Annotated in this window: 11 protein-coding genes, 3 pseudogenes and 1 CRISPR repeat array; of the genes and pseudogenes, 4 read left to right on the plus strand and 10 right to left on the minus strand. The window is 40.9% G+C overall.

The genetic code is table 11. From position 1 onward, the window contains the following. Positions 1-28: 28 nt before the first annotated feature. Positions 29-1,801, minus strand: a complete 1,773-nt coding sequence (locus ACO1B7_RS17120) for an alkaline phosphatase D family protein (RefSeq protein ID WP_004280933.1) — start codon at positions 1,799-1,801, stop codon at positions 29-31. A 108-nt stretch (positions 1,802-1,909) separates the two neighbouring features. Next, positions 1,910-2,065: pseudogene (locus ACO1B7_RS17125) on the minus strand (IS982 family transposase); the annotation flags it as partial. Positions 2,066-2,271: 206 nt separating this feature from the next. Between ACO1B7_RS17125 and ACO1B7_RS17130 the strand changes: the two are divergent. The 3 genes and pseudogenes from ACO1B7_RS17130 to ACO1B7_RS17140 form a co-directional block, all read left to right on the plus strand. Then, positions 2,272-2,463: pseudogene (locus ACO1B7_RS17130) on the plus strand (hypothetical protein). A 105-nt stretch (positions 2,464-2,568) separates the two neighbouring features. Continuing rightward, on the plus strand, positions 2,569-3,270 hold the full coding sequence (locus ACO1B7_RS17135) for an IS1 family transposase (protein ID WP_004282345.1): 702 nt from the start codon (positions 2,569-2,571) through the stop codon (positions 3,268-3,270). A gap of 72 nt (positions 3,271-3,342) precedes the next feature. Beyond that, positions 3,343-3,468 (plus strand): annotated as a pseudogene (locus ACO1B7_RS17140) (IS4 family transposase); the annotation flags it as partial. Positions 3,469-3,544: 76 nt separating this feature from the next. Then, a CRISPR array of direct repeats spans positions 3,545-14,436; the repeat unit is 28 nt; unit sequence CTTCTAAGCTGCCTATGCGGCAGTGAAC. A gap of 131 nt (positions 14,437-14,567) precedes the next feature. Here ACO1B7_RS17140 and cas6f read toward each other — a convergent pair. The 7 genes from cas6f to ACO1B7_RS17175 all read right to left on the minus strand — a co-directional run bounded on the left by cas6f (position 14,568) and on the right by ACO1B7_RS17175 (position 22,906). Further along, entirely contained in the window at positions 14,568-15,170 is a 603-nt protein-coding gene (gene cas6f, locus ACO1B7_RS17145; protein WP_155861438.1) for a type I-F CRISPR-associated endoribonuclease Cas6/Csy4, read from the minus strand. Between the two features lie 9 nt (positions 15,171-15,179). Further along, positions 15,180-16,193: a type I-Fv CRISPR-associated protein Cas5fv gene (gene cas5fv / locus ACO1B7_RS17150; protein ID WP_155861437.1), complete on the minus strand. Its 1,014-nt coding sequence runs from the start codon at positions 16,191-16,193 to the stop codon at positions 15,180-15,182. 11 nt (positions 16,194-16,204) lie between these two features. Next, complete coding sequence (gene cas7fv / locus ACO1B7_RS17155; protein WP_034686351.1) at positions 16,205-17,194, minus strand: type I-Fv CRISPR-associated protein Cas7fv; 990 nt, start codon at positions 17,192-17,194, stop codon at positions 16,205-16,207. A gap of 1 nt (position 17,195) precedes the next feature. Continuing rightward, on the minus strand, positions 17,196-20,144 hold the full coding sequence (locus ACO1B7_RS17160) for a CRISPR-associated endonuclease Cas3'' (RefSeq protein WP_423090416.1): 2,949 nt from the start codon (positions 20,142-20,144) through the stop codon (positions 17,196-17,198). Next, complete coding sequence (gene cas1f / locus ACO1B7_RS17165) at positions 20,141-21,109, minus strand: type I-F CRISPR-associated endonuclease Cas1f (RefSeq protein WP_155861435.1); 969 nt, start codon at positions 21,107-21,109, stop codon at positions 20,141-20,143. The genes ACO1B7_RS17160 and cas1f overlap by 4 nt, the downstream gene beginning before the upstream one ends. A gap of 157 nt (positions 21,110-21,266) precedes the next feature. Then, a complete protein-coding gene (locus ACO1B7_RS17170) occupies positions 21,267-22,313 on the minus strand; it encodes an HNH endonuclease (protein WP_155861434.1) in 1,047 nt (348 codons plus the stop codon). Between the two features lie 2 nt (positions 22,314-22,315). Then, positions 22,316-22,906 (minus strand): class I SAM-dependent methyltransferase, encoded by a 591-nt coding sequence (locus ACO1B7_RS17175; RefSeq protein ID WP_155861433.1) that lies wholly within the window; start codon positions 22,904-22,906, stop codon positions 22,316-22,318. 151 nt (positions 22,907-23,057) lie between these two features. Here ACO1B7_RS17175 and ACO1B7_RS17180 point away from each other — a divergent pair, with 151 nt between their 5' ends. Further along, a complete protein-coding gene (locus tag ACO1B7_RS17180) occupies positions 23,058-23,387 on the plus strand; it encodes a DUF4236 domain-containing protein (RefSeq protein ID WP_155861432.1) in 330 nt (109 codons plus the stop codon). Between the two features lie 292 nt (positions 23,388-23,679). On the opposite strand, the gene ACO1B7_RS17185 is transcribed toward ACO1B7_RS17180, so the two are convergent. Further along, positions 23,680-23,943, minus strand: a complete 264-nt coding sequence (locus ACO1B7_RS17185) for a hypothetical protein (RefSeq protein WP_155861431.1) — start codon at positions 23,941-23,943, stop codon at positions 23,680-23,682. Between the last annotated feature and the right edge of the window lie 117 nt (positions 23,944-24,060).

Raw genomic sequence — 24,060 nt, forward strand, 5'->3', positions numbered from 1 at the left:
TGGCCCGGATATTTAAACTCTAAGCAGCTTAGGCAGTTTGCTTTAACGGTTTGATTTCATTTAATTCATGATCTAATTGAAGCTGATACGCACGGCTTTGATCAACCTGATAACTACGATTCTGGATGCTATCGATAAAAATCCAGTTCGCCTGTACCTGATCCGGGGTAAATGCAACACTCAAGTATCCGCGTTGATTCAAATTACAATAATTCAGCTCATCAATTAGCGTAGTAAATGCCATTTCAAATTCCTGTAACTGGGCTAAGGGAATCTGCAAATACTTCTCCATACCCGGTGATGAAACTGAACTGGTCGCTAGTTCTACCCCGACTGTACTGCCGGCTTGATCTCTCAAAGTGGAGTTCCAGGCATTATGGGTATCTCCTGCAAGTACAATCAGTTTTTTATTCAGCTGTTTACAAGCCGTATAAATCACCTCACGCTCCACGACGTACCCATCCCAGGCATCAAGATTATAAGGCACAACAGTCAGTATTCTGGCTAATTCTGCCTTTGTCAAAGTTGGATCATTTTGCAGATAGCGTATTTTTAGGCCTACCAGTTCTGTCAGCATCTGACGCACTTGTAGCAACACATCTGCAGTGGCCTGACCACTGGTGATCTGCCCCAAAACAGCCAGAATTTCGGCCGGAATTAGCATCTTGCTCATCAGCACCTGCTGACCCAGCACATTCCAGACGGCATTCGATTGGCTGAGTTGTTTCAGTATCCATTCACGTTGTGTATGTCCTAACAAGGTACGCGTCGGATTGAGCAAATCTGTCTGAAATTTATTGGCATCTAGTCCTGTCGCGGTAAGATAGTCAGCATATTGCAATTGCTTGTTACGCGCCAAAATACGAGTATCCAGCATATTCAGCTGAACCAGATCACCAAAATTAAACTGGCGATAAATATTCAAATGATCTGTTTCAGACACTGGACGAATCGGCATCCATTCAAAATAGGCCTGCAAAGCAGCCAGCTTACGTGCAAAAAAATCACCTTCTGAAACATCATGATTTTCCGCACCCTGCTCCCAGGTATCATTGGTCAGCTCATGATCATCCCAGACCACAATAAATGGATGACGCTGATGTGCTGCTTGTAAGTCCGCATCAGTTCGATACAAGGCATAACGCTTGCGGTAGTCTTCCAGTTTAATGATTTCCTCAGCATTATCTGCAGCCAGACTTCGGCCTAATGCTGCAGCCTGTTCAGTCGCATAACCACCCATCCCGTACTCATAAATGTAATCCCCTAAATGAATCACCACATCTAGGTCTTGCTGGGCAATTTCCTGATAGATATGAAAATATCCGGCTGGATAATTGGAACATGAACAAACGGCAAATTGCACCAGCTTGCTTTGCGTGGCTAAAGTTTTGGTTTGACCGACAGATGAATATACCGATGCACACTTAAAACGGTAAAAATAAGTTTGCCCTGCCGATAGACGATCCGCATCGACTTTAACCGTGAAATCTTGCGACCGACTGGTTTCAACTTGTCCTGTATTGATTATCTGGCGAAAATCCTGATCGGCAGCAATTTCCCACTGCACCTGATAACGCAGGTTTTCATCTTCCGGACTTAAGCGTGTCCATAGAATTATCCGATCCTGTAAGGGATCACCACTGGCCACCCCATGTTTAAAAGCGACTTTAGGATGTGCCTGAGCTTGATCTGAAGCATCCTCATCACTGCCACAAGCGGTCAAAGATATGGGTAAAGACAAAGCACCGAAGCCTGCAATGGAGGTCTTAAGCAGTTCACGTCTGGATATTTTTTTAGTCATAACAGCTTGCTATTGTGGGTTTTTTGTTCTTTTTTAATCCAGTTCGATGACATTAATATCTCTAAATTATGACATTTCTATGAAGCCTAATTTTTCCAAGTCCTAAATATACCAAATGACGATAAAACTAATTTCTGAGAGGCTGAGTTGGGCTATTCGAATTCTTATAGACTGATGACTTTATTTAGAAAATTTCCAATAAGTTGCTTCAAATTTCAGAAAGAAATCATCAATTACGCAGAATAATTCGTTACTATTGAACATCGGGGCTAAAGCTTTAGGTTTGGTAACTCAACTGATGGCTCTAGTCCTCTTATTTTTCAAGTTTATTTCTTATCCGCGATTCGGGTTAATTAACCTGGGGTGATTACTCCATAAGCTATTAGCCCTTAAATGCGCTTTGTACTTTAATCTAATCTCAATAATTAAAGATTAGATTAAAAGAACCCCAAATTAAATGGTTGAAAGATATGAGTGATATCAGCGTAAAAAAAGTCAATAAATTAATTGAAGAGTTTGAACAAGAAGGAAATAAGGTAGACTGATTGGAGATAGGTTACAAAACATATGCAGCCTTGATGTTAGATAAGAAATTTGCTGATAAAGTCACAAAATCAAATGAAGACCCTAAAGAGCGTCTTTATAAACAAATAAAAATTTAGCTGGTTACTGAAAAACATTATTTTAAGGTTAGGTGAAATAATTTTCTGGTGGTGTTTCAAAAAGTATGCTGAAAAAAACAATATGGCTTTTGATAAAATAGAGGTATGAAAATAACGCTACAAATCAAATGTCCTACCTGTCTAAGTAACAATATAAAGAGAAATGGCATCAAAGTAGATGGGAAACAAAACCATCAGTGCAAAGATTGCAAACGTCAGTTTATTGGTGATCATGCATTAAGCTATCAAGGGTGTAACTCAGGTATTACCGGCAAGATATTACATTTGATGGTCAGAGGAAGCGGTGTTAGAGATATTGCTGAAGTCGAGCGTATCAGCATTGGCAAGGTATTACGAACCTTAAGTGAATCGATCTATCAGATTCAGCCTAAACAAAGCCACTACGAATGTCTTGAAGTCGATGAACTTTGGACTTTTGTAGGGAATAAGAAAAATAAACAATGGCTTATTTATGCCTACCATCGAGAATCTGGAGAAATTGTTGCTTATGTTTGGGGTAAGCGGGATTTAGCAACGGTTCAACGTCTTAAAGCTAGACTTAAAAAGCTTGGGGTTCAATATGCTCGAATTGCGAGTGATCATTGGGATAGTTTTATCACAGCATTTCAATGTTGCAAGCAAGTGATTGGTAAGTTTTTTACCGTCGGTATTGAAGGTAACAATTGTAGAATTCGTCATCGAATCAGGCGTGGATTTAGGAGAAGTTGCAACTTTTCTAAAAAGCTCGAAAATCATTTTAAAGCCTTTGATTTGACTTTCTTTTACCTTAATAACGGATTTGTTTAACGCCAGCATACTTTTTGAAACACCACCAATTTTCTTTCCTAAGATAAAAAATCAGATTAACTCTGAACTAATACAGTTCAGCGCTTACTCAGAATAATTCCAGTAAATTTATTTGAAATAAAAACCTTAAAAGCGTTATTTTCACTCGATAAAGCCTCCATCAATCAAGAGGAAGCTCGCGTAAGCTTCCTCTTGTAAAAATTGTGGGACAGCAGTGGCAGTCCAAAATATGGTTATGTGTGTCTAGAATTTTGGTGGCTATTCATCTTCACTTTTTCTAAGCTGCCTATATGGCAGTGAACAAAACTAAATACTACGTGATTGGTTCTTCTCTTTTCTAAGCTGCCTATATGGCAGTGAACTTTGAGAGGGTTGTAGAATGATAAAAAATATTTTTCTAAGCTGCCTATATGACAGTGAACAGTCAAAGCCCAATGTCGAGCATGATGCATAATTTCTAAGCTGCCTATATGGCAGTGAACTATCAGCCAGCCATTGGTTTTTGTGGTCAAACTTTCTAAGCTGCCTATATGGCAGTGAACGGTGGTACCCATGGACATAGTATCTGCACAAATTTCTAAGCTGCCTATATGGCAGTGAACTCAAGAATCTGGCGCGATGCCTTCATGTAATGTTTCTAAGCTGCCTATATGGCAGTGAACTATCGTATTGCTAAGTCTTTTTCACTCAGACCTTTCTAAGCTGCCTATATGGCAGTGAACGGACTGATACCGCAACAGTAACAACACGAAAATTTCTAAGCTGCCTATATGGCAGTGAACCGTCGTAATTGAATGAGCTGTGCAGCCTGATATTTCTAAGCTGCCTATATGGCAGTGAACTTATGGTGAAAGCCCGAATATCTGGCATCTAATTTCTAAGCTGCCTATATGGCAGTGAACGGTAGTGCGCTCCTCCCCCGCTTTTTTGAAGATTTCTAAGCTGCCTATATGGCAGTGAACTTATTATCCTTATATGTGAAAAAGCGGGGTGCTTTCTAAGCTGCCTATATGGCAGTGAACAGCTATGAGGTTCACATTCACGCCAGTCATCTTTTCTAAGCTGCCTATATGGCAGTGAACGACACAGTATTACAGGTCGATGATATTTTATTTTTCTAAGCTGCCTATATGGCAGTGAACATTATTGAGTCGTCACTCGTAGACACTCGCTCTTTCTAAGCTGCCTATATGGCAGTGAACTCTTTCTATCATTAGCTCCATTTCTTCAATCTTTTCTAAGCTGCCTATATGGCAGTGAACCCCAAAACTTCATACTTCTCCCTTAAATCAGATTTCTAAGCTGCCTATATGGCAGTGAACAAATTAAATGCTTTGGTTATTAGGCTTCTCAATTTCTAAGCTGCCTATATGGCAGTGAACTCTTTCTATCATTAGCTCCATTTCTTCAATCTTTTCTAAGCTGCCTATATGGCAGTGAACGATCAGATTCCAGTTCTGAAAATCCTCCTACTTTTCTAAGCTGCCTATATGGCAGTGAACTGCATGCAACGTCTGAGTTTGCTGTAGATGAATTTCTAAGCTGCCTATATGGCAGTGAACATGGATCGGGTTCAGGTGATGGATCGGGTTCATTTCTAAGCTGCCTATATGGCAGTGAACAATCACATTCTGAAAATTTAATTTATTTTACTTTTCTAAGCTGCCTATATGGCAGTGAACGCCAACTGGTTGAGCTTCTAACACTCGGATCATTTCTAAGCTGCCTATATGGCAGTGAACTCAGATATTCTTCGACAAACCTTTGCTGTTTATTTCTAAGCTGCCTATATGGCAGTGAACTGTGAATGGTGACCCTCAGTATTTTGACAATTTTTCTAAGCTGCCTATATGGCAGTGAACTTATCCCTGAGCAATATGCGCCTTTTATCATTTTTCTAAGCTGCCTATATGGCAGTGAACTGTTGATAAACCAAGCCCAGATGAATCTACGTTTTCTAAGCTGCCTATATGGCAGTGAACATGGAGGTCTTGGGGTTTTAAGGGTTTTGCTCTTTCTAAGCTGCCTATATGGCAGTGAATATCAATGACAACCATAACGACGAACTCCTACATTTCTAAGCTGCCTATATGGCAGTGAACAATAATCAGCACCGTTACAGCCTTTTTCTATATTTCTAAGCTGCCTATATGGCAGTGAACTACCGCTTACATAACCCTCACCACAACCCTGTTTTCTAAGCTGCCTATATGGCAGTGAACATTCTGGCTGTAGATCGTGAAGATAAGTGCAATTTCTAAGCTGCCTATGCGGCAGTGAACATATATAATATATACCATAGTGTCTCTATATACTTCTAAGCTGCCTATGCGGCAGTGAACATTGGGGAAGAAACGCTGGCACGCCACCTACACTTCTAAGCTGCCTATGCGGCAGTGAACGAAATAATCTGGCGGTTTCGTCGTCATTATCTCTTCTAAGCTGCCTATGCGGCAGTGAACTGCGCTAAAACTCCTAAATACTTTGTGTGTGTCTTCTAAGCTGCCTATGCGGCAGTGAACTTGCGAGTTCACCCCTAGTAAGGCACTTAAAACTTCTAAGCTGCCTATGCGGCAGTGAACCCTCAAACTTGCCCCAAAATCCGTTTTTTTGTCTTCTAAGCTGCCTATGCGGCAGTGAACGAAAGTTTTTTAAAGGAAAGCCCGAATATCACCTTCTAAGCTGCCTATGCGGCAGTGAACTGTTATTCGACTTAATCTTTGTCACGCTATATCTTCTAAGCTGCCTATGCGGCAGTGAACGATGGATGATAGAAGTAAAACCAAAATCAAAACTTCTAAGCTGCCTATGCGGCAGTGAACTTCACGAATTTCCGCTTTGTAGCCACGCTCAACTTCTAAGCTGCCTATGCGGCAGTGAACATCAAGCAGCTCAATCTATTACACACCCTCAACTTCTAAGCTGCCTATGCGGCAGTGAACTACCTGATATATGCCTACCACTTTCCCGTTTACTTCTAAGCTGCCTATGCGGCAGTGAACTCTTCTTGACTTAGCTTTTTACTGGCTATGATCTTCTAAGCTGCCTATGCGGCAGTGAACTGCTATTATAAGAAAAACTTATATATGGGTTCCTTCTAAGCTGCCTATGCGGCAGTGAACTCATAGCGATCAATGAATATCTTCTTGGCTTCCTTCTAAGCTGCCTATGCGGCAGTGAACCTGGTGCGGTAGGTTGTGTATTTGAATTTGACCTTCTAAGCTGCCTATGCGGCAGTGAACGATGTTCAGGTATTGTCGACTTGTTTTTTGATGCTTCTAAGCTGCCTATGCGGCAGTGAACATTGGTCGAATTTACTTGCTTGCCGGTGTTGTCTTCTAAGCTGCCTATGCGGCAGTGAACGCTTAGTCCTGACTCGGTTGCGAATTGTGAGACTTCTAAGCTGCCTATGCGGCAGTGAACGTGTAGTAAATGCTGAAACTAATGTTGAAATTCTTCTAAGCTGCCTATGCGGCAGTGAACCCTTAGGAATCCACCACATGACATGATAATGACTTCTAAGCTGCCTATGCGGCAGTGAACTCTTATTGAACGAATTCCCGAATCGTGAGAACCTTCTAAGCTGCCTATGCGGCAGTGAACGGATGCTAGTGAACAATTGGGGGAATTTTCTAACTTCTAAGCTGCCTATGCGGCAGTGAACCTGAAAATATTGATAATGCTTCAATCAAAAAACTTCTAAGCTGCCTATGCGGCAGTGAACGACCTTTTAGCAGCTCGCCATGCAGAATTAGACTTCTAAGCTGCCTATGCGGCAGTGAACTATTGAACCTGAACAGGCTTAAAAGGATCAGACTTCTAAGCTGCCTATGCGGCAGTGAACAACTTGTTTAAGAATGATTGACGCTACCGTGACTTCTAAGCTGCCTATGCGGCAGTGAACCTTCTTCTACAAATTGACGAGCCATCAAAAGACTTCTAAGCTGCCTATGCGGCAGTGAACTGAATTTTCTATATGGCTTGTTGCCATTCTCACTTCTAAGCTGCCTATGCGGCAGTGAACGTCTGACACATCACCATCAACGGTTTCAATGCCTTCTAAGCTGCCTATGCGGCAGTGAACTCATCAATCATGCAGAGCTTATCAATCATTTTCTTCTAAGCTGCCTATGCGGCAGTGAACTGATCTTGTCCACTCCCTCCCCGCCACATTCACTTCTAAGCTGCCTATGCGGCAGTGAACGTTGGTTTAACTTGCGGTGATCGAGTTAGAGACTTCTAAGCTGCCTATGCGGCAGTGAACTAAATATTTATCTGAAAAAACTAAAATATGATCTTCTAAGCTGCCTATGCGGCAGTGAACATGATTGACACATAGATTATTCCTCAAATTACCTTCTAAGCTGCCTATGCGGCAGTGAACTACAAATCTTAGGTGCTATGGATCTTCCAAATCTTCTAAGCTGCCTATGCGGCAGTGAACGTTCTGGAACTTTCAGAGAGAAGGGTTTTAAACTTCTAAGCTGCCTATGCGGCAGTGAACTTATGCAGATTGCGCTGGTTATTCGAATTTGTCTTCTAAGCTGCCTATGCGGCAGTGAACCTGACTTTAACACCGAACCGTTTGAAGCTTCACTTCTAAGCTGCCTATGCGGCAGTGAACATGAATACCCTTTATCTAATAGTTGCGCTAGTTCTTCTAAGCTGCCTATGCGGCAGTGAACGTGTCTACGATGAATCAAGCTGTTTCTTCTTTCTTCTAAGCTGCCTATGCGGCAGTGAACTCACACTATGCCCAAGGCTGATAAACAAGGATCTTCTAAGCTGCCTATGCGGCAGTGAACATTAGAAATAACTTGTTGAGCTACAACATCAACTTCTAAGCTGCCTATGCGGCAGTGAACGATCTTTAGTATAAACAATCTGATTATTAGCACTTCTAAGCTGCCTATGCGGCAGTGAACTGAAAATACCTTCAATGAAAAAACAGGTGAATCTTCTAAGCTGCCTATGCGGCAGTGAACAGAAAAGCCCCAGCGTGCTGCGAACCACCTGACTTCTAAGCTGCCTATGCGGCAGTGAACCAATCAGTAGGTACATCTTCACAGATGAGTCTCTTCTAAGCTGCCTATGCGGCAGTGAACACTTGTAGGCTCGATACCCAACAGCTTCCTAACTTCTAAGCTGCCTATGCGGCAGTGAACTCAATCTTGAGAGCCAAAGGATTTTGGTTTGTCTTCTAAGCTGCCTATGCGGCAGTGAACCACTCAGGGCGAACCAATTCACTGTCTCAAATCTTCTAAGCTGCCTATGCGGCAGTGAACTTTTAATTGTCTTGAGGTCTTCGATTTGAGCACTTCTAAGCTGCCTATGCGGCAGTGAACATCCTCACGGCATGCCTCAACAATCGGTTTTTCTTCTAAGCTGCCTATGCGGCAGTGAACTGACCGGATCGGAATTTACCTTGCTTAATCCTCTTCTAAGCTGCCTATGCGGCAGTGAACTTTGATCCATTGCTTTTTATTGAAATCTAACACTTCTAAGCTGCCTATGCGGCAGTGAACTTTGCTTTGTAGAACTGTGCTTTACATCACATCTTCTAAGCTGCCTATGCGGCAGTGAACATTTTCAATGGTTTCAAGAATATCAAGCCATTCTTCTAAGCTGCCTATGCGGCAGTGAACAACCAGATTAAGAATGAGTTGGAGGCTTGGATCTTCTAAGCTGCCTATGCGGCAGTGAACTGACCAAAATCCATTCCAGATGGATATTTCTTCTTCTAAGCTGCCTATGCGGCAGTGAACGTCCGATTGTACAAACCATAATGATTCTAATACTTCTAAGCTGCCTATGCGGCAGTGAACGACAATGACGTTGGAACCAAGTTTTTTTGTTTCTTCTAAGCTGCCTATGCGGCAGTGAACTCTTTGATGATGTGGATTGACCTGCAGCATCACTTCTAAGCTGCCTATGCGGCAGTGAACAGACGAACTTGCTCGATTTAATGCACGTTACTCTTCTAAGCTGCCTATGCGGCAGTGAACGCGCACCAACAATCCAAAAGGCTAACTTTACTCTTCTAAGCTGCCTATGCGGCAGTGAACCAGATTACTGATGATTTTGGGGATGTTGCTCACTTCTAAGCTGCCTATGCGGCAGTGAACATTGGCACACAAGATGCCTACATCCCACTTATCTTCTAAGCTGCCTATGCGGCAGTGAACCAGGTTATAGCGAAAAGACGGCAGAGCAGCTTCTTCTAAGCTGCCTATGCGGCAGTGAACTATTTTATGTGCTTCCTGATCATCGTGGTAGTCTTCTAAGCTGCCTATGCGGCAGTGAACATTAAGACAATTGTTAGGGCTTTCATGCTTTACTTCTAAGCTGCCTATGCGGCAGTGAACCATCAAGAGGTAGATCATCAGTAAGTTTTTCACTTCTAAGCTGCCTATGCGGCAGTGAACTTTGGTCGCGGTTTTGACGCAAATTGGTTTTTCTTCTAAGCTGCCTATGCGGCAGTGAACAACCTAATCGTAGGTTAAGCGTGCCGCTCTCACTTCTAAGCTGCCTATGCGGCAGTGAACGGCTAATCCTCGCTTGATGAAGAATGCTGCAACTTCTAAGCTGCCTATGCGGCAGTGAACGTTGAAACGAGGCGGTCAGCATGGTTTTTAATCTTCTAAGCTGCCTATGCGGCAGTGAACTCTACAGCTGGCGCTTGTGATGCCTCAAACTTCTTCTAAGCTGCCTATGCGGCAGTGAACAGAACACTGTACGTTCTGCTGATCTTCAAATTCTTCTAAGCTGCCTATGCGGCAGTGAACAACGCCGTTCATGATCATGGATACCAGCACCTCTTCTAAGCTGCCTATGCGGCAGTGAACTTTCAATCTTTATGGGCCTTGCCTTAATGGCTCTTCTAAGCTGCCTATGCGGCAGTGAACCTGGTCGTCATATTCCAATCGTGCCTGTGTATCTTCTAAGCTGCCTATGCGGCAGTGAACAAAGATGGCGGTCCTATTGATTTAAGCTTAAACTTCTAAGCTGCCTATGCGGCAGTGAACCTATTTATATGATTGTTGGTCAGCCTAGACATCTTCTAAGCTGCCTATGCGGCAGTGAACGATGTCGATCTTCATAGTATTGAGATTCCATTCTTCTAAGCTGCCTATGCGGCAGTGAACGTTTTTGTTAATACAACAAACCCAGCCGTAAACTTCTAAGCTGCCTATGCGGCAGTGAACGATGTTGTCTTCTTCATCCAGTTCTGTACGCACTTCTAAGCTGCCTATGCGGCAGTGAACTCTTGCGCTTGGCAACAATAATTTCCGATTCACTTCTAAGCTGCCTATGCGGCAGTGAACATTTTTGGAGTTCTTCCGCAAGCCAGCCTCTACTTCTAAGCTGCCTATGCGGCAGTGAACATCGGCAAGAGCTTCAATTGATTGACTGGTTTCTTCTAAGCTGCCTATGCGGCAGTGAACCAGTTCGGGGGCACTCCGCCCCCTCTGTTACTCTTCTAAGCTGCCTATGCGGCAGTGAACAATGTGTGGCTTGGGTTGTAGAAAAAGCGACTCTTCTAAGCTGCCTATGCGGCAGTGAACTTTTGAGACACAAGCTCAGCAACACGATTAAACTTCTAAGCTGCCTATGCGGCAGTAAACAACAAGCTCTGCCACTTCTTGAGGTGTATCACCTTCTAAGCTGCCTATGCGGCAGTGAACGTATCACCGGACGATCAGACAGAGTATCAGAACTTCTAAGCTGCCTATGCGGCAGTGAACCAAAGTACCGTAACGCACGTAATCCGAAGACTCTTCTAAGCTGCCTATGCGGCAGTGAACTCGTACCTTTGTGTCCTTCAGCCGTATAGCAACTTCTAAGCTGCCTATGCGGCAGTGAACGTCATAGTAGTCACCGCTGCTACTTCGTCAGCCTTCTAAGCTGCCTATGCGGCAGTGAACCTACCACGGGCAAGAATTTCCGTTTATCGGCTCTTCTAAGCTGCCTATGCGGCAGTGAACGTACAGTGATTCGTCAAGAGCAACGTCAAGGACTTCTAAGCTGCCTATGCGGCAGTGAACGTTGATCCTAAACTTGCTGAAATGCTGTATGACTTCTAAGCTGCCTATGCGGCAGTGAACCACTGTAGTTGTATATACGACATTATTAGCTTCTTCTAAGCTGCCTATGCGGCAGTGAACCTTTCTGTATTCGTGATGCTGCAAAGACTGTACTTCTAAGCTGCCTATGCGGCAGTGAACAATTAACCGTAATATTCCCCACATGACCTGCCCTTCTAAGCTGCCTATGCGGCAGTGAACTTTTACCACCGCCCTGAAGATTGCTGGTTGATCTTCTAAGCTGCCTATGCGGCAGTGAACGCATTACTCCAAAAGAGATAGCTGATCTTGTTCTTCTAAGCTGCCTATGCGGCAGTGAACATTTCGCAGAGATGATGTAATTGTTCGGTGAACTTCTAAGCTGCCTATGCGGCAGTGAACGGGTAGGTTTTGTTTGATGCGACTGGCATGTTCTTCTAAGCTGCCTATGCGGCAGTGAACATTCAATGCTCTCGCTAATTGCGTTTGTAATTCTTCTAAGCTGCCTATGCGGCAGTGAACAACAACTTCCATCAAACCATCTGTCGGGCAATCTTCTAAGCTGCCTATGCGGCAGTGAACATCTGCCTACCCCCTCAAATCAAATATATAAACTTCTAAGCTGCCTATGCGGCAGTGAACATCGAGAAGAAGAAGGAGCTGGAGGAGTTGCACTTCTAAGCTGCCTATGCGGCAGTGAACTTACAGAAATCATTATTGCTAAAAACCGTCATCTTCTAAGCTGCCTATGCGGCAGTGAACACTAAATTCAAATCAATCTGTGAAATGTTGTTCTTCTAAGCTGCCTATGCGGCAGTGAACTGACGTGATGCGATTTGACTCTGTAGTTACACCTTCTAAGCTGCCTATGCGGCAGTGAACTAACCGATCCAACGTCCATTGCTAAGTTTAAACTTCTAAGCTGCCTATGCGGCAGTGAACATGATCCAGTGCCTGTTCTTCAATTACTTCAACTTCTAAGCTGCCTATGCGGCAGTGAACAACACAGCGACCAAAGTTGCACAGATCCAAGTCTTCTAAGCTGCCTATGCGGCAGTGAACAGATCAGCGACAAGATGGGCGAAGTCTTTGAACTTCTAAGCTGCCTATGCGGCAGTGAACACCAGTTGTTGCAGTCCCTTTTTCTTTTTTGACTTCTAAGCTGCCTATGCGGCAGTGAACCCCCAACCATTGTTTTTACACGCAAGGTAAAACTTCTAAGCTGCCTATGCGGCAGTGAACGACGAAATCACATTTAAACATCCGCCCTTTATCTTCTAAGCTGCCTATGCGGCAGTGAACTGAGAATGACAATGACTGGACTAATTGCAAACCTTCTAAGCTGCCTATGCGGCAGTGAACCCGCCTTGCCGAGCAGCGATACTCACACTTGTCTTCTAAGCTGCCTATGCGGCAGTGAACGGAATGCGGCTTATTCTGAAATGGTAGCAAAACTTCTAAGCTGCCTATGCGGCAGTGAACTTATAGTGTTGGGCTTTTTCTAAACCTTCCGACTTCTAAGCTGCCTATGCGGCAGTGAACTTTCACACTGAAAAAATCACCGTCGTTGTAGTCTTCTAAGCTGCCTATGCGGCAGTGAACAGATCACGGTTTTCTTTTTGATTTTCCATGATCTTCTAAGCTGCCTATGCGGCAGTGAACAAATACCGTGCCACTGTCAACCGTATTTATCACTTCTAAGCTGCCTATGCGGCAGTGAACCGGCTCACGCTCCAGCTTTCGCCCATTTTCAAGCTTCTAAGCTGCCTATGCGGCAGTGAACCAGTAAACAGAGTTACCTTGAAGCTATTGTGTCTTCTAAGCTGCCTATGCGGCAGTGAACTAACTTGGCTCGGCACACCGTACCATCACCAACTTCTAAGCTGCCTATGCGGCAGTGAACAATACTCATTGGAGGGGTGGCTTTATCAATTTCTTCTAAGCTGCCTATGCGGCAGTGAACGCTCCGCGTGATATTGACTACGCGATCAGCATCTTCTAAGCTGCCTATGCGGCAGTGAACTGCTCCGCTTCAATACGCTTGCGTTCATTCTCCTTCTAAGCTGCCTATGCGGCAGTGAACGAATTAATGAAGGCTTTGGGAAATTGATAACTCTTCTAAGCTGCCTATGCGGCAGTGAACCTAGTACCGTTTATCGAAAATAATGAAGCCAACTTCTAAGCTGCCTATGCGGCAGTGAACATCCATAGCCATTTTTTCCGCACTCTTTGATTCTTCTAAGCTGCCTATGCGGCAGTGAACCCAACAGTGATTCATGTTGGAGTTCGAGGTAACTTCTAAGCTGCCTATGCGGCAGTGAACGCGGATTAAATTGCCTAAAAGTGTAGGTGTCGCTTCTAAGCTGCCTATGCGGCAGTGAACTTAAATTCATCACTAGGTTTTAAAACAGCTAACTTCTAAGCTGCCTATGCGGCAGTGAACGGCTTCGCTAATGTGCATAGCGTTACGCAAGTCTTCTAAGCTGCCTATGCGGCAGTGAACTGCAGGCTTAAGCGACATGCGCTTGATAGATTCTTCTAAGCTGCCTATGCGGCAGTGAACGAAATTAGAAGTATTGGATTTGGCGCGGATGACTTCTAAGCTGCCTATGCGGCAGTGAACATATTGACCCGCCAGATCCAATAGCCCATTTACTTCTAAGCTGCCTATGCGGCAGTGAACAGAAGCTAAGCGCTTCTATGAGGTGGCGTGATCTTCTAAGCTGCCTATGCGGCAGTGAACACACCACCGCATTTTTGACACCCATATCCCAACTTCTAAGCTGCCTATGCGGCAGTGAACTCCGTGAAGCTGTACAGGCGCTCGTTGACTTTCTTCTAAGCTGCCTATGCGGCAGTGAACTGTAAAAGCTTTGGTCTTTTTGAGCGTTCATTCTTCTAAGCTGCCTATGCGGCAGTGAACTGCTTTTTGAAGCAATAACAATTTAGAATAAACTTCTAAGCTGCCTATGCGGCAGTGAACGCTTTAGGAAATTGCTGAGTGAGGCGTAAGAGCTTCTAAGCTGCCTATGCGGCAGTGAACTGTGCCGATACTGAAAAGACAGAATGGAGCAACTTCTAAGCTGCCTATGCGGCAGTGAACCATAATTTTAACGCAAAAAATAAAGCTATAACAGTAAGTTATGCCTAAAATCTTATAAAAGACCCAAGTATTCACTTACTGTTATAACTTATTGATTTTATTAAGCTGTTAAAGAATCAAAAAATATTGGGTTAAAATTCTGGTACAGATGACACAGAACTTAGTCCATAAGTGCTAAAAACCTGAGTTTCAGATTTTTCAGCAGATTGCTTCTCGATAAACAATTTAAATCGCTTTTCACTTTGCTGATCTGAAGTACTAAGACTTTTCATTTCGATATAAGGCAAGTTGGTTGTCGTAACTACATTGCTATATCTTGCTAATGCCTCATCAAAGCCAATATCCCCACGTTTTACACGGTGACGCGCCAAACGTTGGGCATTAGTTTTCACTTGCTTACGCTTATAAATAGCATAGTTCCTAATATCACTAGGTACTTCACGAATAGAAGTGACATGTACATAATCTTCTAAACGCTCAAGCCAACGTCGAATGTCTAGTTTCTTCAAATCAGCTTCAGACTCAGCAAATAAACGTAATTTTGTACCTATAAATCCAACACCTTTATCTTGATGAAAGCGGTATTGAGGGAAGGAAAATCCAATATTCACTTTATTGTCAGCATTTTTGGCTTCAACCAATGCAAGATGCAATTGAGGATAAAGTTGTGACCATAATTCATAAGGAGAAAATTGATCATTTTCCATTAAGGTCACTTCAAGGTAATAGTTCATATCTCTTCCTTAAGGTCTAATATCCATGACATAAGCCAAGCCCTTTTTACCTAAGTAAAAAGATGAAACCCCTGCATTTTCAATTTTTTCTTCTAAATCTCTTGCTTGTTCTTTAGAAATATTCAAATTGATAATGAGCTTTCCACTAGCTTTGGTTAAAACAGATACGATTTCACCCTCACCTTTTTTCTTTTCTTTCAATAAATAGGGATTGCCCCAAATGAGCTTTTTACTTCCTGTCGTATAACGATCCATAAAATCTTTTTTGGTAAATCCACGCTTTGAGATTCCACTCAGTCCGCCACTTTTTGTTAAGACAGTTGAGAGATCATATCTTTGAGACAATCTTGTAATTTGAAGATATAAAGCAGAGGCATAAATACTGATCAAAGGTAATTGCTTTTTTGCAGTCAAATACTTTGTATCGGGGAAATGATTCAATAAACAGTCTAGTACAGCTTGAATATCCTCCGTCAGATCCATTGGTTTTTCTGCACTCAAAACTTCAATACGATTACACACCGTAATTGGATCTAAAACTTCAGAGTAGGTCACAGAATATGACTCATCCAAAATAAATTTGGAAACTTCAGATAAATTAAGCCATAAAACACCCCAAAGTTCAGCTGAAAAACTCGAGCTAAAGGATGGATCATTTGCTTTAATTTCACCTGTAAATGAATTTTGATCTGTACTCCCTGAAACATTACGGATATAAACCATCTCGTTACTATTTAAAGCGTGATCGACAATATCATTCTCCTGAAGTACTTTTTCAACTTCAGTAAAATAATAATTTTCATCCTGTCGTGCCTGATAAAGTTTACGTTGATCACCAATCAAACGATTTAGAATGCCCATGACGGTATCTTTTGAAACACTACGCTTTTTGTAATTGCCTTCTTGCTTTAATGTTGTCATTGAAGCAATAAAATTACGTCCGCCTTTAGGCAAGGGTTCATTATTAGAGCCATCTAAAAATGAATTTCGCCAAGAGGATTCATATTCAATAATGATTTGCATAAATCACCTCATTATTGGGCTTCAAAATAAACTGCATAATCTTGTTGTAGCTCAGGATTGGCTTGGTCTGGATTGCGTTTAATACGCATCATTTTATGACTGTCGTTATAATCCACTTCTACCGTATCTGCACACATATAACCTTTGGCTTGCTTAATCACGAGTTCTTCAAGCATTGAAAGCGTTTCTTTGACTAAAATATCAATTGCAGTGTTGTCGAGTAAAATACCCACTTCACCTTCATTAAAGATTGTTCCCTTACGGACATAATTTTTATGGAAAATTGCTTTTGGTTCTTTCGATGGATCAAGGCTCTTAATAAATTCCTGTACTCGCTCTGCAATCTTTTCACCTTCTCCTTCTTTAATAATCATCGAAGCACGGTCAAATTTTTTATCGAGTGAAATGAACTGCAATTGTTCAATACTAATCGAGCCATAAGCGATATATTCGGTATCACCAAAGGTCGTTTTAGAGAAGATTGAGTTTTCACCACGTTTATATGTTTTTGAGCCATCATCTTGCGTAATTTCTTCACTTGAACTTGCATTCGAAAGCTGTTCAAAGTTGCCATTACCCAACTGATCAATAAAATCAGTAATCAAAAGTGGACTTGTACGTTTACATTGACTCGATGGCACAACATAGCCACGGATTAATCCCGTAATAGATGCTAGAACATCAATCAAATTCTTATCTTTTGCATAATGTAAATCAAAAGATTGGTCACGGAATAAGTGATGGCGAATACAGTTTTGGCTAATATATAAAGGCGTTTCGTTAAAATCAATGTCTGATGCTTCTTTACGGTATTTGTAGCCTGTTTCTTCTTTGACTCTACCTGATAAATTACTGAAACCACGAAGTTTAGGTAATGTGTGGTTATCCACTGTCTTACCATCATTACCTGTCAGTGACGTTGGACCATTCCAATTCACCACCCCATAACCATATGCTGTAATTTTAAAATCTACGCTTTTTACGCCTGTTACTTTAGCCATATTATTTACCCTCTGGTGATGTTGTTAAAATATGAAGTTTGTCTAATGTAATTGAACCAATCGGTTGCTGATCGCATACCGCATAATAAATTGCTTCAGGATGTCGAACCCCTGTGCCACCCACTTTATTTAAGTCATCTTCGATGTAGCTCAGATACAAAGGGAAATCTGCATCTCTTGCATAATTTTCTAAGACCATACATCGTGATTTTTGTTTTTTCTCAGGAATACCTTTTACTGGATGTGACGGATCAATATTGCCATGCTTTTGAGCAATAAAATTAATCAATCCAAGTTCTTGAATAATATTTAAGGACTCCGTCAAATTATCATATTCAGTTGTATCATCTAAAGGTGGTTGATACGCATATTCATTTTCAAATACAGGCTTGGCATAATCATTTAAATTCAACTTAGCCAACTGTACAAAACGGCTATCTCCACGTAATGAGTTTTTACTAATCTTAGATTTACGCTCTGCCGTTTTAGGTTTTGACACTTTGGTGGGTTCAGTCACCTTATTATTAATTCGATCAATACTTTTCTTTAAAGCTTTTTGCATATCTTGAAAAATAGCAGAGTTTTCTTGATCTTGTTGCGTATGGAATGCTTTGTAGAGTTGATAAAGCTTTGATAACTTAAAGCTTTGCCCTGCAAGCTGATCTTGTAAAAAGTCGTACCAAACCTTTGTAGTTTGTAAGCAATTGAGTTGATTTAAGAAAAATGCTAACGAACCTTTGCAACTACCATTTTTTACATTTTCAGTAATTGCAACTTTTAAAATATTAAGACTTTCACTTTCACCAAAACGATCTAAGCGTCCTAAGCGTTGAAGCATATTTTCAGGTGAAGTCATTTCAGTCAGCATATTTTTGGCTGTAATGTTTAATGACGCTTGTACAATTGGACCACTACGTAATACATCAAACTTGTGTGTACCATCTTTTTTAAATGTCTCATAAACTTCATTAAACCAATATTTTTTATCACTGCGTTTAAACTTAGAATGGAAAAGTACACTTTTTTCTTGGTTCTTTTGATAAATAAAGCCCAATTGCGCTGTTAAAGCTGTATTAGAAATAACAAAGGTTTGTCCATCATAGACTTGGTAAAATGGATTTCCTACAATGATAGATTCATCGTAATCTATAAATTCAATCTTATAATCACGATTATTAAATGATGGCATTGCAAGGACATCATCTTGATGTAAGCCTAAAACTTGTTTTAAATACGAATAGTGCGGTGTTGCTGAAACCAATAAAGTATTTTTTTCGTATTTCTTACGCATATTTTTATTGGCAATCAACTCAGCGAATAATAAGTTGAAAATCTCCATGCCAATATATTCGTGGTATTCGTCAAACACCACATGTGCATCCATAAATGGAATTAAACTATCCACTTTGCTATGTGTCACAATTGATCCTAATATTTGATCAATAGTTGTAACCACTACATCACCCGATAGATATTCATGTTCAGGTGTAACTTTGTCCCAAGCAGTGGTGAACTTAAATTCACCCGTAAAGATTTCTACTTTTGCATCTGGCAAATAGCTTTCTGTGAGTTCTTGAAAAATCCCCTGACACACTTGTACACGTGGACAAATCCAAAATATTTTTTTTGCATTTTTTAGTTTTGCCCACTCTAATGCAATTTTGGTTTTACCACAGCCTGCTGGACCTGCAAGCACAGCGATATCTCTTAAATCAGCAAGTTGTTGTGCGATTTCGCTTTGTTTCTGAGTGCGTTCACTGTTTGGAAATTTTGTCGAAACATTGTTTAAATGTTCAGATAGATTAGAAAGCATTTCTTGTGAATCCAATAACTCATCTAAGCGGTGCTCAGCAATGTATTCCATTAAATCTTGCGCAGACAGTTTTGAAATCAAACGGTCTGCACTAATCACACAGGCACGTAATAAATTATGTTCTGAGTTAATACGCACCTTATCACGTAATACGTCTATAGAATCTGTATTGGTATAATGTTTAAATTCTGGAAAATATTTACTTTTGAATTGATATTCAAAATTATCTTTTAGCTCTTGTGCTTGATCGATATTCCAATCGATATGCTTTTCGATACTTTCATTGGCATGATAATTTTTTGATAGGTTGTTAATTCTTTTAACTAAGTCAGATGTCCGTTGAATCAAGATCTCAAACTGATCTACTTGAATGTTTTTGATTAAATATTCGTAGGCTTTATACACCCCTGTAAAATCATCATTTTGACGATATGGCTTCGCATGATGCCAATACAAAATATGCTGTAAACTTTCTTTTTGACGATTATTCAATCCTTTACATTGCTGTTCAAAAAAATTAAATAGTAATAATGACACCTCATTATGACGAGGGTGTTTATCAAAGGTAAATTTAACATCGATATGCTGACCATCATCTTCAGGATCTTTCTGTTTTCCTTTTTTAACCCACTCTTGAAATAGAGGATCTAATTTGCCTAAATCATGCAAACCACCCGCTAAAAATGCAACTTTAGATAAGTTGTCATATTCATCGTTATCCACTACTGTTTTAAATAATTTCTGTGCCAAATAACCAATTGCAAAACTATGTTCTGCGAGTGGTTGTAAATGCGTATTCGCATAAAATTCATCTTGTTTTGCTTTCATTGTTATAACATCCATAAATACATCTTTTTGTGTGCTATTGACTGGCACGACCCCAATGTTATTAAACTTATTCCGATTCCCTACAACCCACAGCAACTTACTTCGACGTCTGCCTCGAATCCAGTGACAACTTACCGCTGTACTTTTGGTCACGGTTTTACGCAGCAATTTTTTAACTGCAATTAAACCTTCCTCAGTAATCACTGTCTGCCAGGTGTTATCACCAATTCGGTCTGCAAAGGCATCTAATACCCGACGCGTTCGTGGAATGGCTTTCTTTTCACATTGGCTAATAAACGTCACAATCATGATGCTTCTCCATCTACATCATGATTTTTACAAGCTTGTGCTTTGACTTGATCAAACATAAAGTCCAGACATTTATGCTCGGTAAATTTCTGCAAAATCTGCTGTCTAAATTCTTGTTCAGTCATTTTTTCTTTGGCGCAAATAAAGGCATAAGGCAAAACCACAGCATCCTTAATTAAATCCGCCACATCAAACACTAAAGCCCCTCGACGCGTCTTGCCATGCATGACTGCAAAACCGTGTGGAATTCCAAGTACCCAAAGTGTTGTCGCTGCTAAACCATAAGCCAGATAATTGCCATGATTTAAAAAATCATTGGCTAAATCACCTTGTTCAGGATTGCGACTAAAATCCTTTAAACCTGTACGAGTCGCTGCAATTTTATAAAGTTGTTTTGTGGTTGCAGCTTCTGCAAGTAGTAAGTCTCCGACTTTAGTTTGTTGTGAAATTCTTGCTGCATAACCCGTTAAAGCCTGTTGAATATCTAAATCATCCACATGAAAGGTATATTCTCTTAAATCTCGGTCTTTCGACCAAATCTTCTGAATATATTCAACTCGTGCCAATTGAAAATGTTTAGCAACATCTAAGCGTTTGGCTTCATCAAACCAAAATTGCATCCAACCTTGCATATACTCAGTTGGACGGTATTCACTTTGTGGTGTCATCCATTCAATTTCACAGCCCATAAACAAAGGCGTGCCACCTCCACCAGCAAAACCAACCAGAACACCTGCACTTGCGAGCATGCGCATCGCTGCTTGAGTAATTGATGTGCCTGTACCCAATAGAATCACTGTGGTATTGGCAATAGGAATATTCCAATATTGATTTTCGTTTTTAGCCTCGGTCAGATAAAGAACTCGACCATCTTTCTGCATCACACGGCAATGTTCAAGATAGTACAAATTGGCACGTTTCGAATGTAATATTGCTTTTAGATCTGATGGATTAAGCTGTTCCATTCTTATCATCAATTATGAAGAAGAGTTGTCCTTAAAATATCCTTTTCCAATAATTATTTAAACAAATTTCAGGAAATTAACGTCACATATTGACGCAGTCTTTTTTAAAGAATTTGTGTGATTCCTACAGTTAAAAATATTTTTAAAACTTAATACTTTAATACACTGGGGCTAATATCTTCTTCTCTTTCCCCCCTAACCAGACTAAATACTCATTCTCTATCGCCTGTTTATAAGCCCAATCAGCAACTCGATGTGAGCGTTGGAGATCAGTCAAAAAACCAAATTGCGAAATTTCCTGAGTAATCGCATGATTATGCAGATGATTACGTTCTCTCCATTGCTCCAAGAATTGCTCGGATGCTAAATAATTACTTTTCTGTGAATTACATTTGTCATCTGACAGAACAAAGTTATGTCCGGTATCGGCAGGATATAAAGACCATGGAATAAAATGATCTACAGCATATTTGGAATTTTTTAGGCTTTTGCCACAGTAAAAACACTGGCATTGCTGTAAATCAATTAAGAAGTCCGCGACCTGCCCCAATTGATTCCGGCTAGGTGCAAACATGAATTCGTCCAGGTCAGGCAAACCATCCAGTACCACCAGGTTCTGCTTGTTCAGCCGGACAAAATCAATCCAGCGCTTCTGGCACAACTCTTCAATGATTTCACTAAATTGTCTTAAGCAATACATCACCTTGGGCAACAAGTTGAGGGACTGCTTGGAATCTTCAAGACTATAGAGAAACTCTATGGTTTGACCATTCAGATTCTGCAAATATACCACCGGCATTTGCTTAACCGTTGTTGCAACTGTTCGCTTTAGCTTGTTCCAGTAAAGCACCTCCTTTCTCAGCGCGGCCAAGGTCTTGAATTGTTGCTGTGCATTCTGGATTTCACTGATGATCTTTGCCTGCTTACCAGTGCTTTGATGAATAGTAAAAGGCTCATACTGGTTAAACTGAAACGGCAGTGACTGTTTCCAGTATAGGTTAATAAACTTTTCAGCAATATCTTGATATTCTAAATGCAAGGCAGCACCAGTATCTTGCCCCTGTTCAATCGCCAGACGCGTGATACTTATCAGCAAAGCAAACTTATATGTCGAAGTAAAAGTCCCAGAATGCAATATCTGCTGAATATGCTTCAAAAATTTCAGCTGCTCGTTGGGTGTTGGTATGTCAGCTGTACTGAACATATCTAAGCCTGCTCTTTTTTAATCAGGATATTGATCCACTCTTCTGTACGGTCTGGACGTTTATCTACAGTAATCCATTGCTGTAACAGTAAAGCCTGATCTATTTGTTTGAGTAAGTCGTAAGCTTGCTGCTCATTCAAGTCAGTAAAGCTACGCCCTTCTTTCTCACGGTCTGTATTGCCATATTTAAAAGACATGTAACACACACCATTTGGCTTTAATGCTTTAAATAAGCGCCCCAACACTTCAGTCAGGCGATCTCTTTCACAGTGTAAAAGAGAAGCACAGGCCCAAATACCATCATACTTAGCTACTTCATTCAGCTCGTAAAAACTTTGCTGACGTACATTGATGCCTGTCAGTTCTCTCGCCTTTTCAACCAGCTCGGCAGAATAATCAATTGCCTCAACTTGATAGCCTTTTTTCTTAAATGCCAAAGTGTCCCGCCCCGAGCCACAGCCCAAATCCAGGATCAATGCCTGTTCCGGCAAATATCTTAGAAATGGTGCGTAAAGACTTGCCATTTCAACCTGATAGGTATTTTCAAAAAATGCTTGAGCATGCTGATTGTAATAATTTGATGTTTGATTCATTGCCTAAAAGCCAATATCTTATGTTGAAGAACATACTGATATTTCACTAGATAAGTCAAATGATCAGTCCTATGAATGAATCAAACTTTTATTTCACTGTATCCGGACAACTGAGATAGAAACCAAACTGGTTCTTGTAAATGGAAAAAATATGGGCTTCAAATTTCGCAAGAGTATTAAAATATTACCTGGATTAAAAATCAATCTGACGCATAAAGGCATTAGTAGCGCGAGCATTGGCAAACCTGGTGCTTCTTTAAATATTGGCAAAAAAAGCACCCGAACCAGCGTTGGTATTCCTGGCACAGGCCTATCCTATTCAAAACACCACCCCTATAAGAACAGAGCTGGCAACCAAGAGAATCCTGTTCAGGAACAACAACCGTTCTATACATCACATACTGAGCAACCCAAATCGAATGTCTGGATTTGGGGGATTTTTGGATTATTTTGTTTTATTGTCGGGGCAATTATTTTTTGAATTTAGCCATTCTTTGTACCCCATAATATCCACTGCTAGGCAAAATTTAATTCATTCATTACTATGGACGGATGTTAAATACAATAAAGGCTGCCGCTGATGTCTGATAATGACAGTCGCTTTAGATGCAATTAAAGCCGCAGGCGGTATTCAAGCCTTTTCTGAACTCAGTGACCTCGAAGCAAAGAACAATATTTTTCCTGAATCCCTTACTCGCCATTAAAAATGAAGTTGCTGGCTTGAATCTGAGTCAGTATTTTATGGATTCTTAGAACCTGTCGCGATGATAGGTTCACTTCAACCCAAACCCATCTAGGGTTGAAGGGTCAAAGTTTTCATCAAACATAAACTCATCTGCTCGCTCTTTTTTTAATGTCTCAAGTGCATAAAAAAAACATTTCTCACATAACTGCAATTCATATCTTTCCCCGTCATGCTTAAAACCATAGCCCCAATGCGCAGATAAAGTTCCAAATTCCAATTTCGTTGATTGGTTGCATACATCACATACAACATCTGTAACGACTTCTACCTGTTTCAGTTGTTTAATTTCCATATACGGCTCCCGATATCAATCAAATTAAATTTGTCTACATACTTATCAAAAATTGATTCCTGCTTGATTTTAGTTACCATTAAAAAAGGTCAAATTTGAGCATTGTTATTGTAATAA

The sequence above is a fragment of the Acinetobacter lwoffii genome (genome assembly GCF_049367455.1).
Taxonomy (GTDB): domain Bacteria; phylum Pseudomonadota; class Gammaproteobacteria; order Pseudomonadales; family Moraxellaceae; genus Acinetobacter; species Acinetobacter lwoffii_W.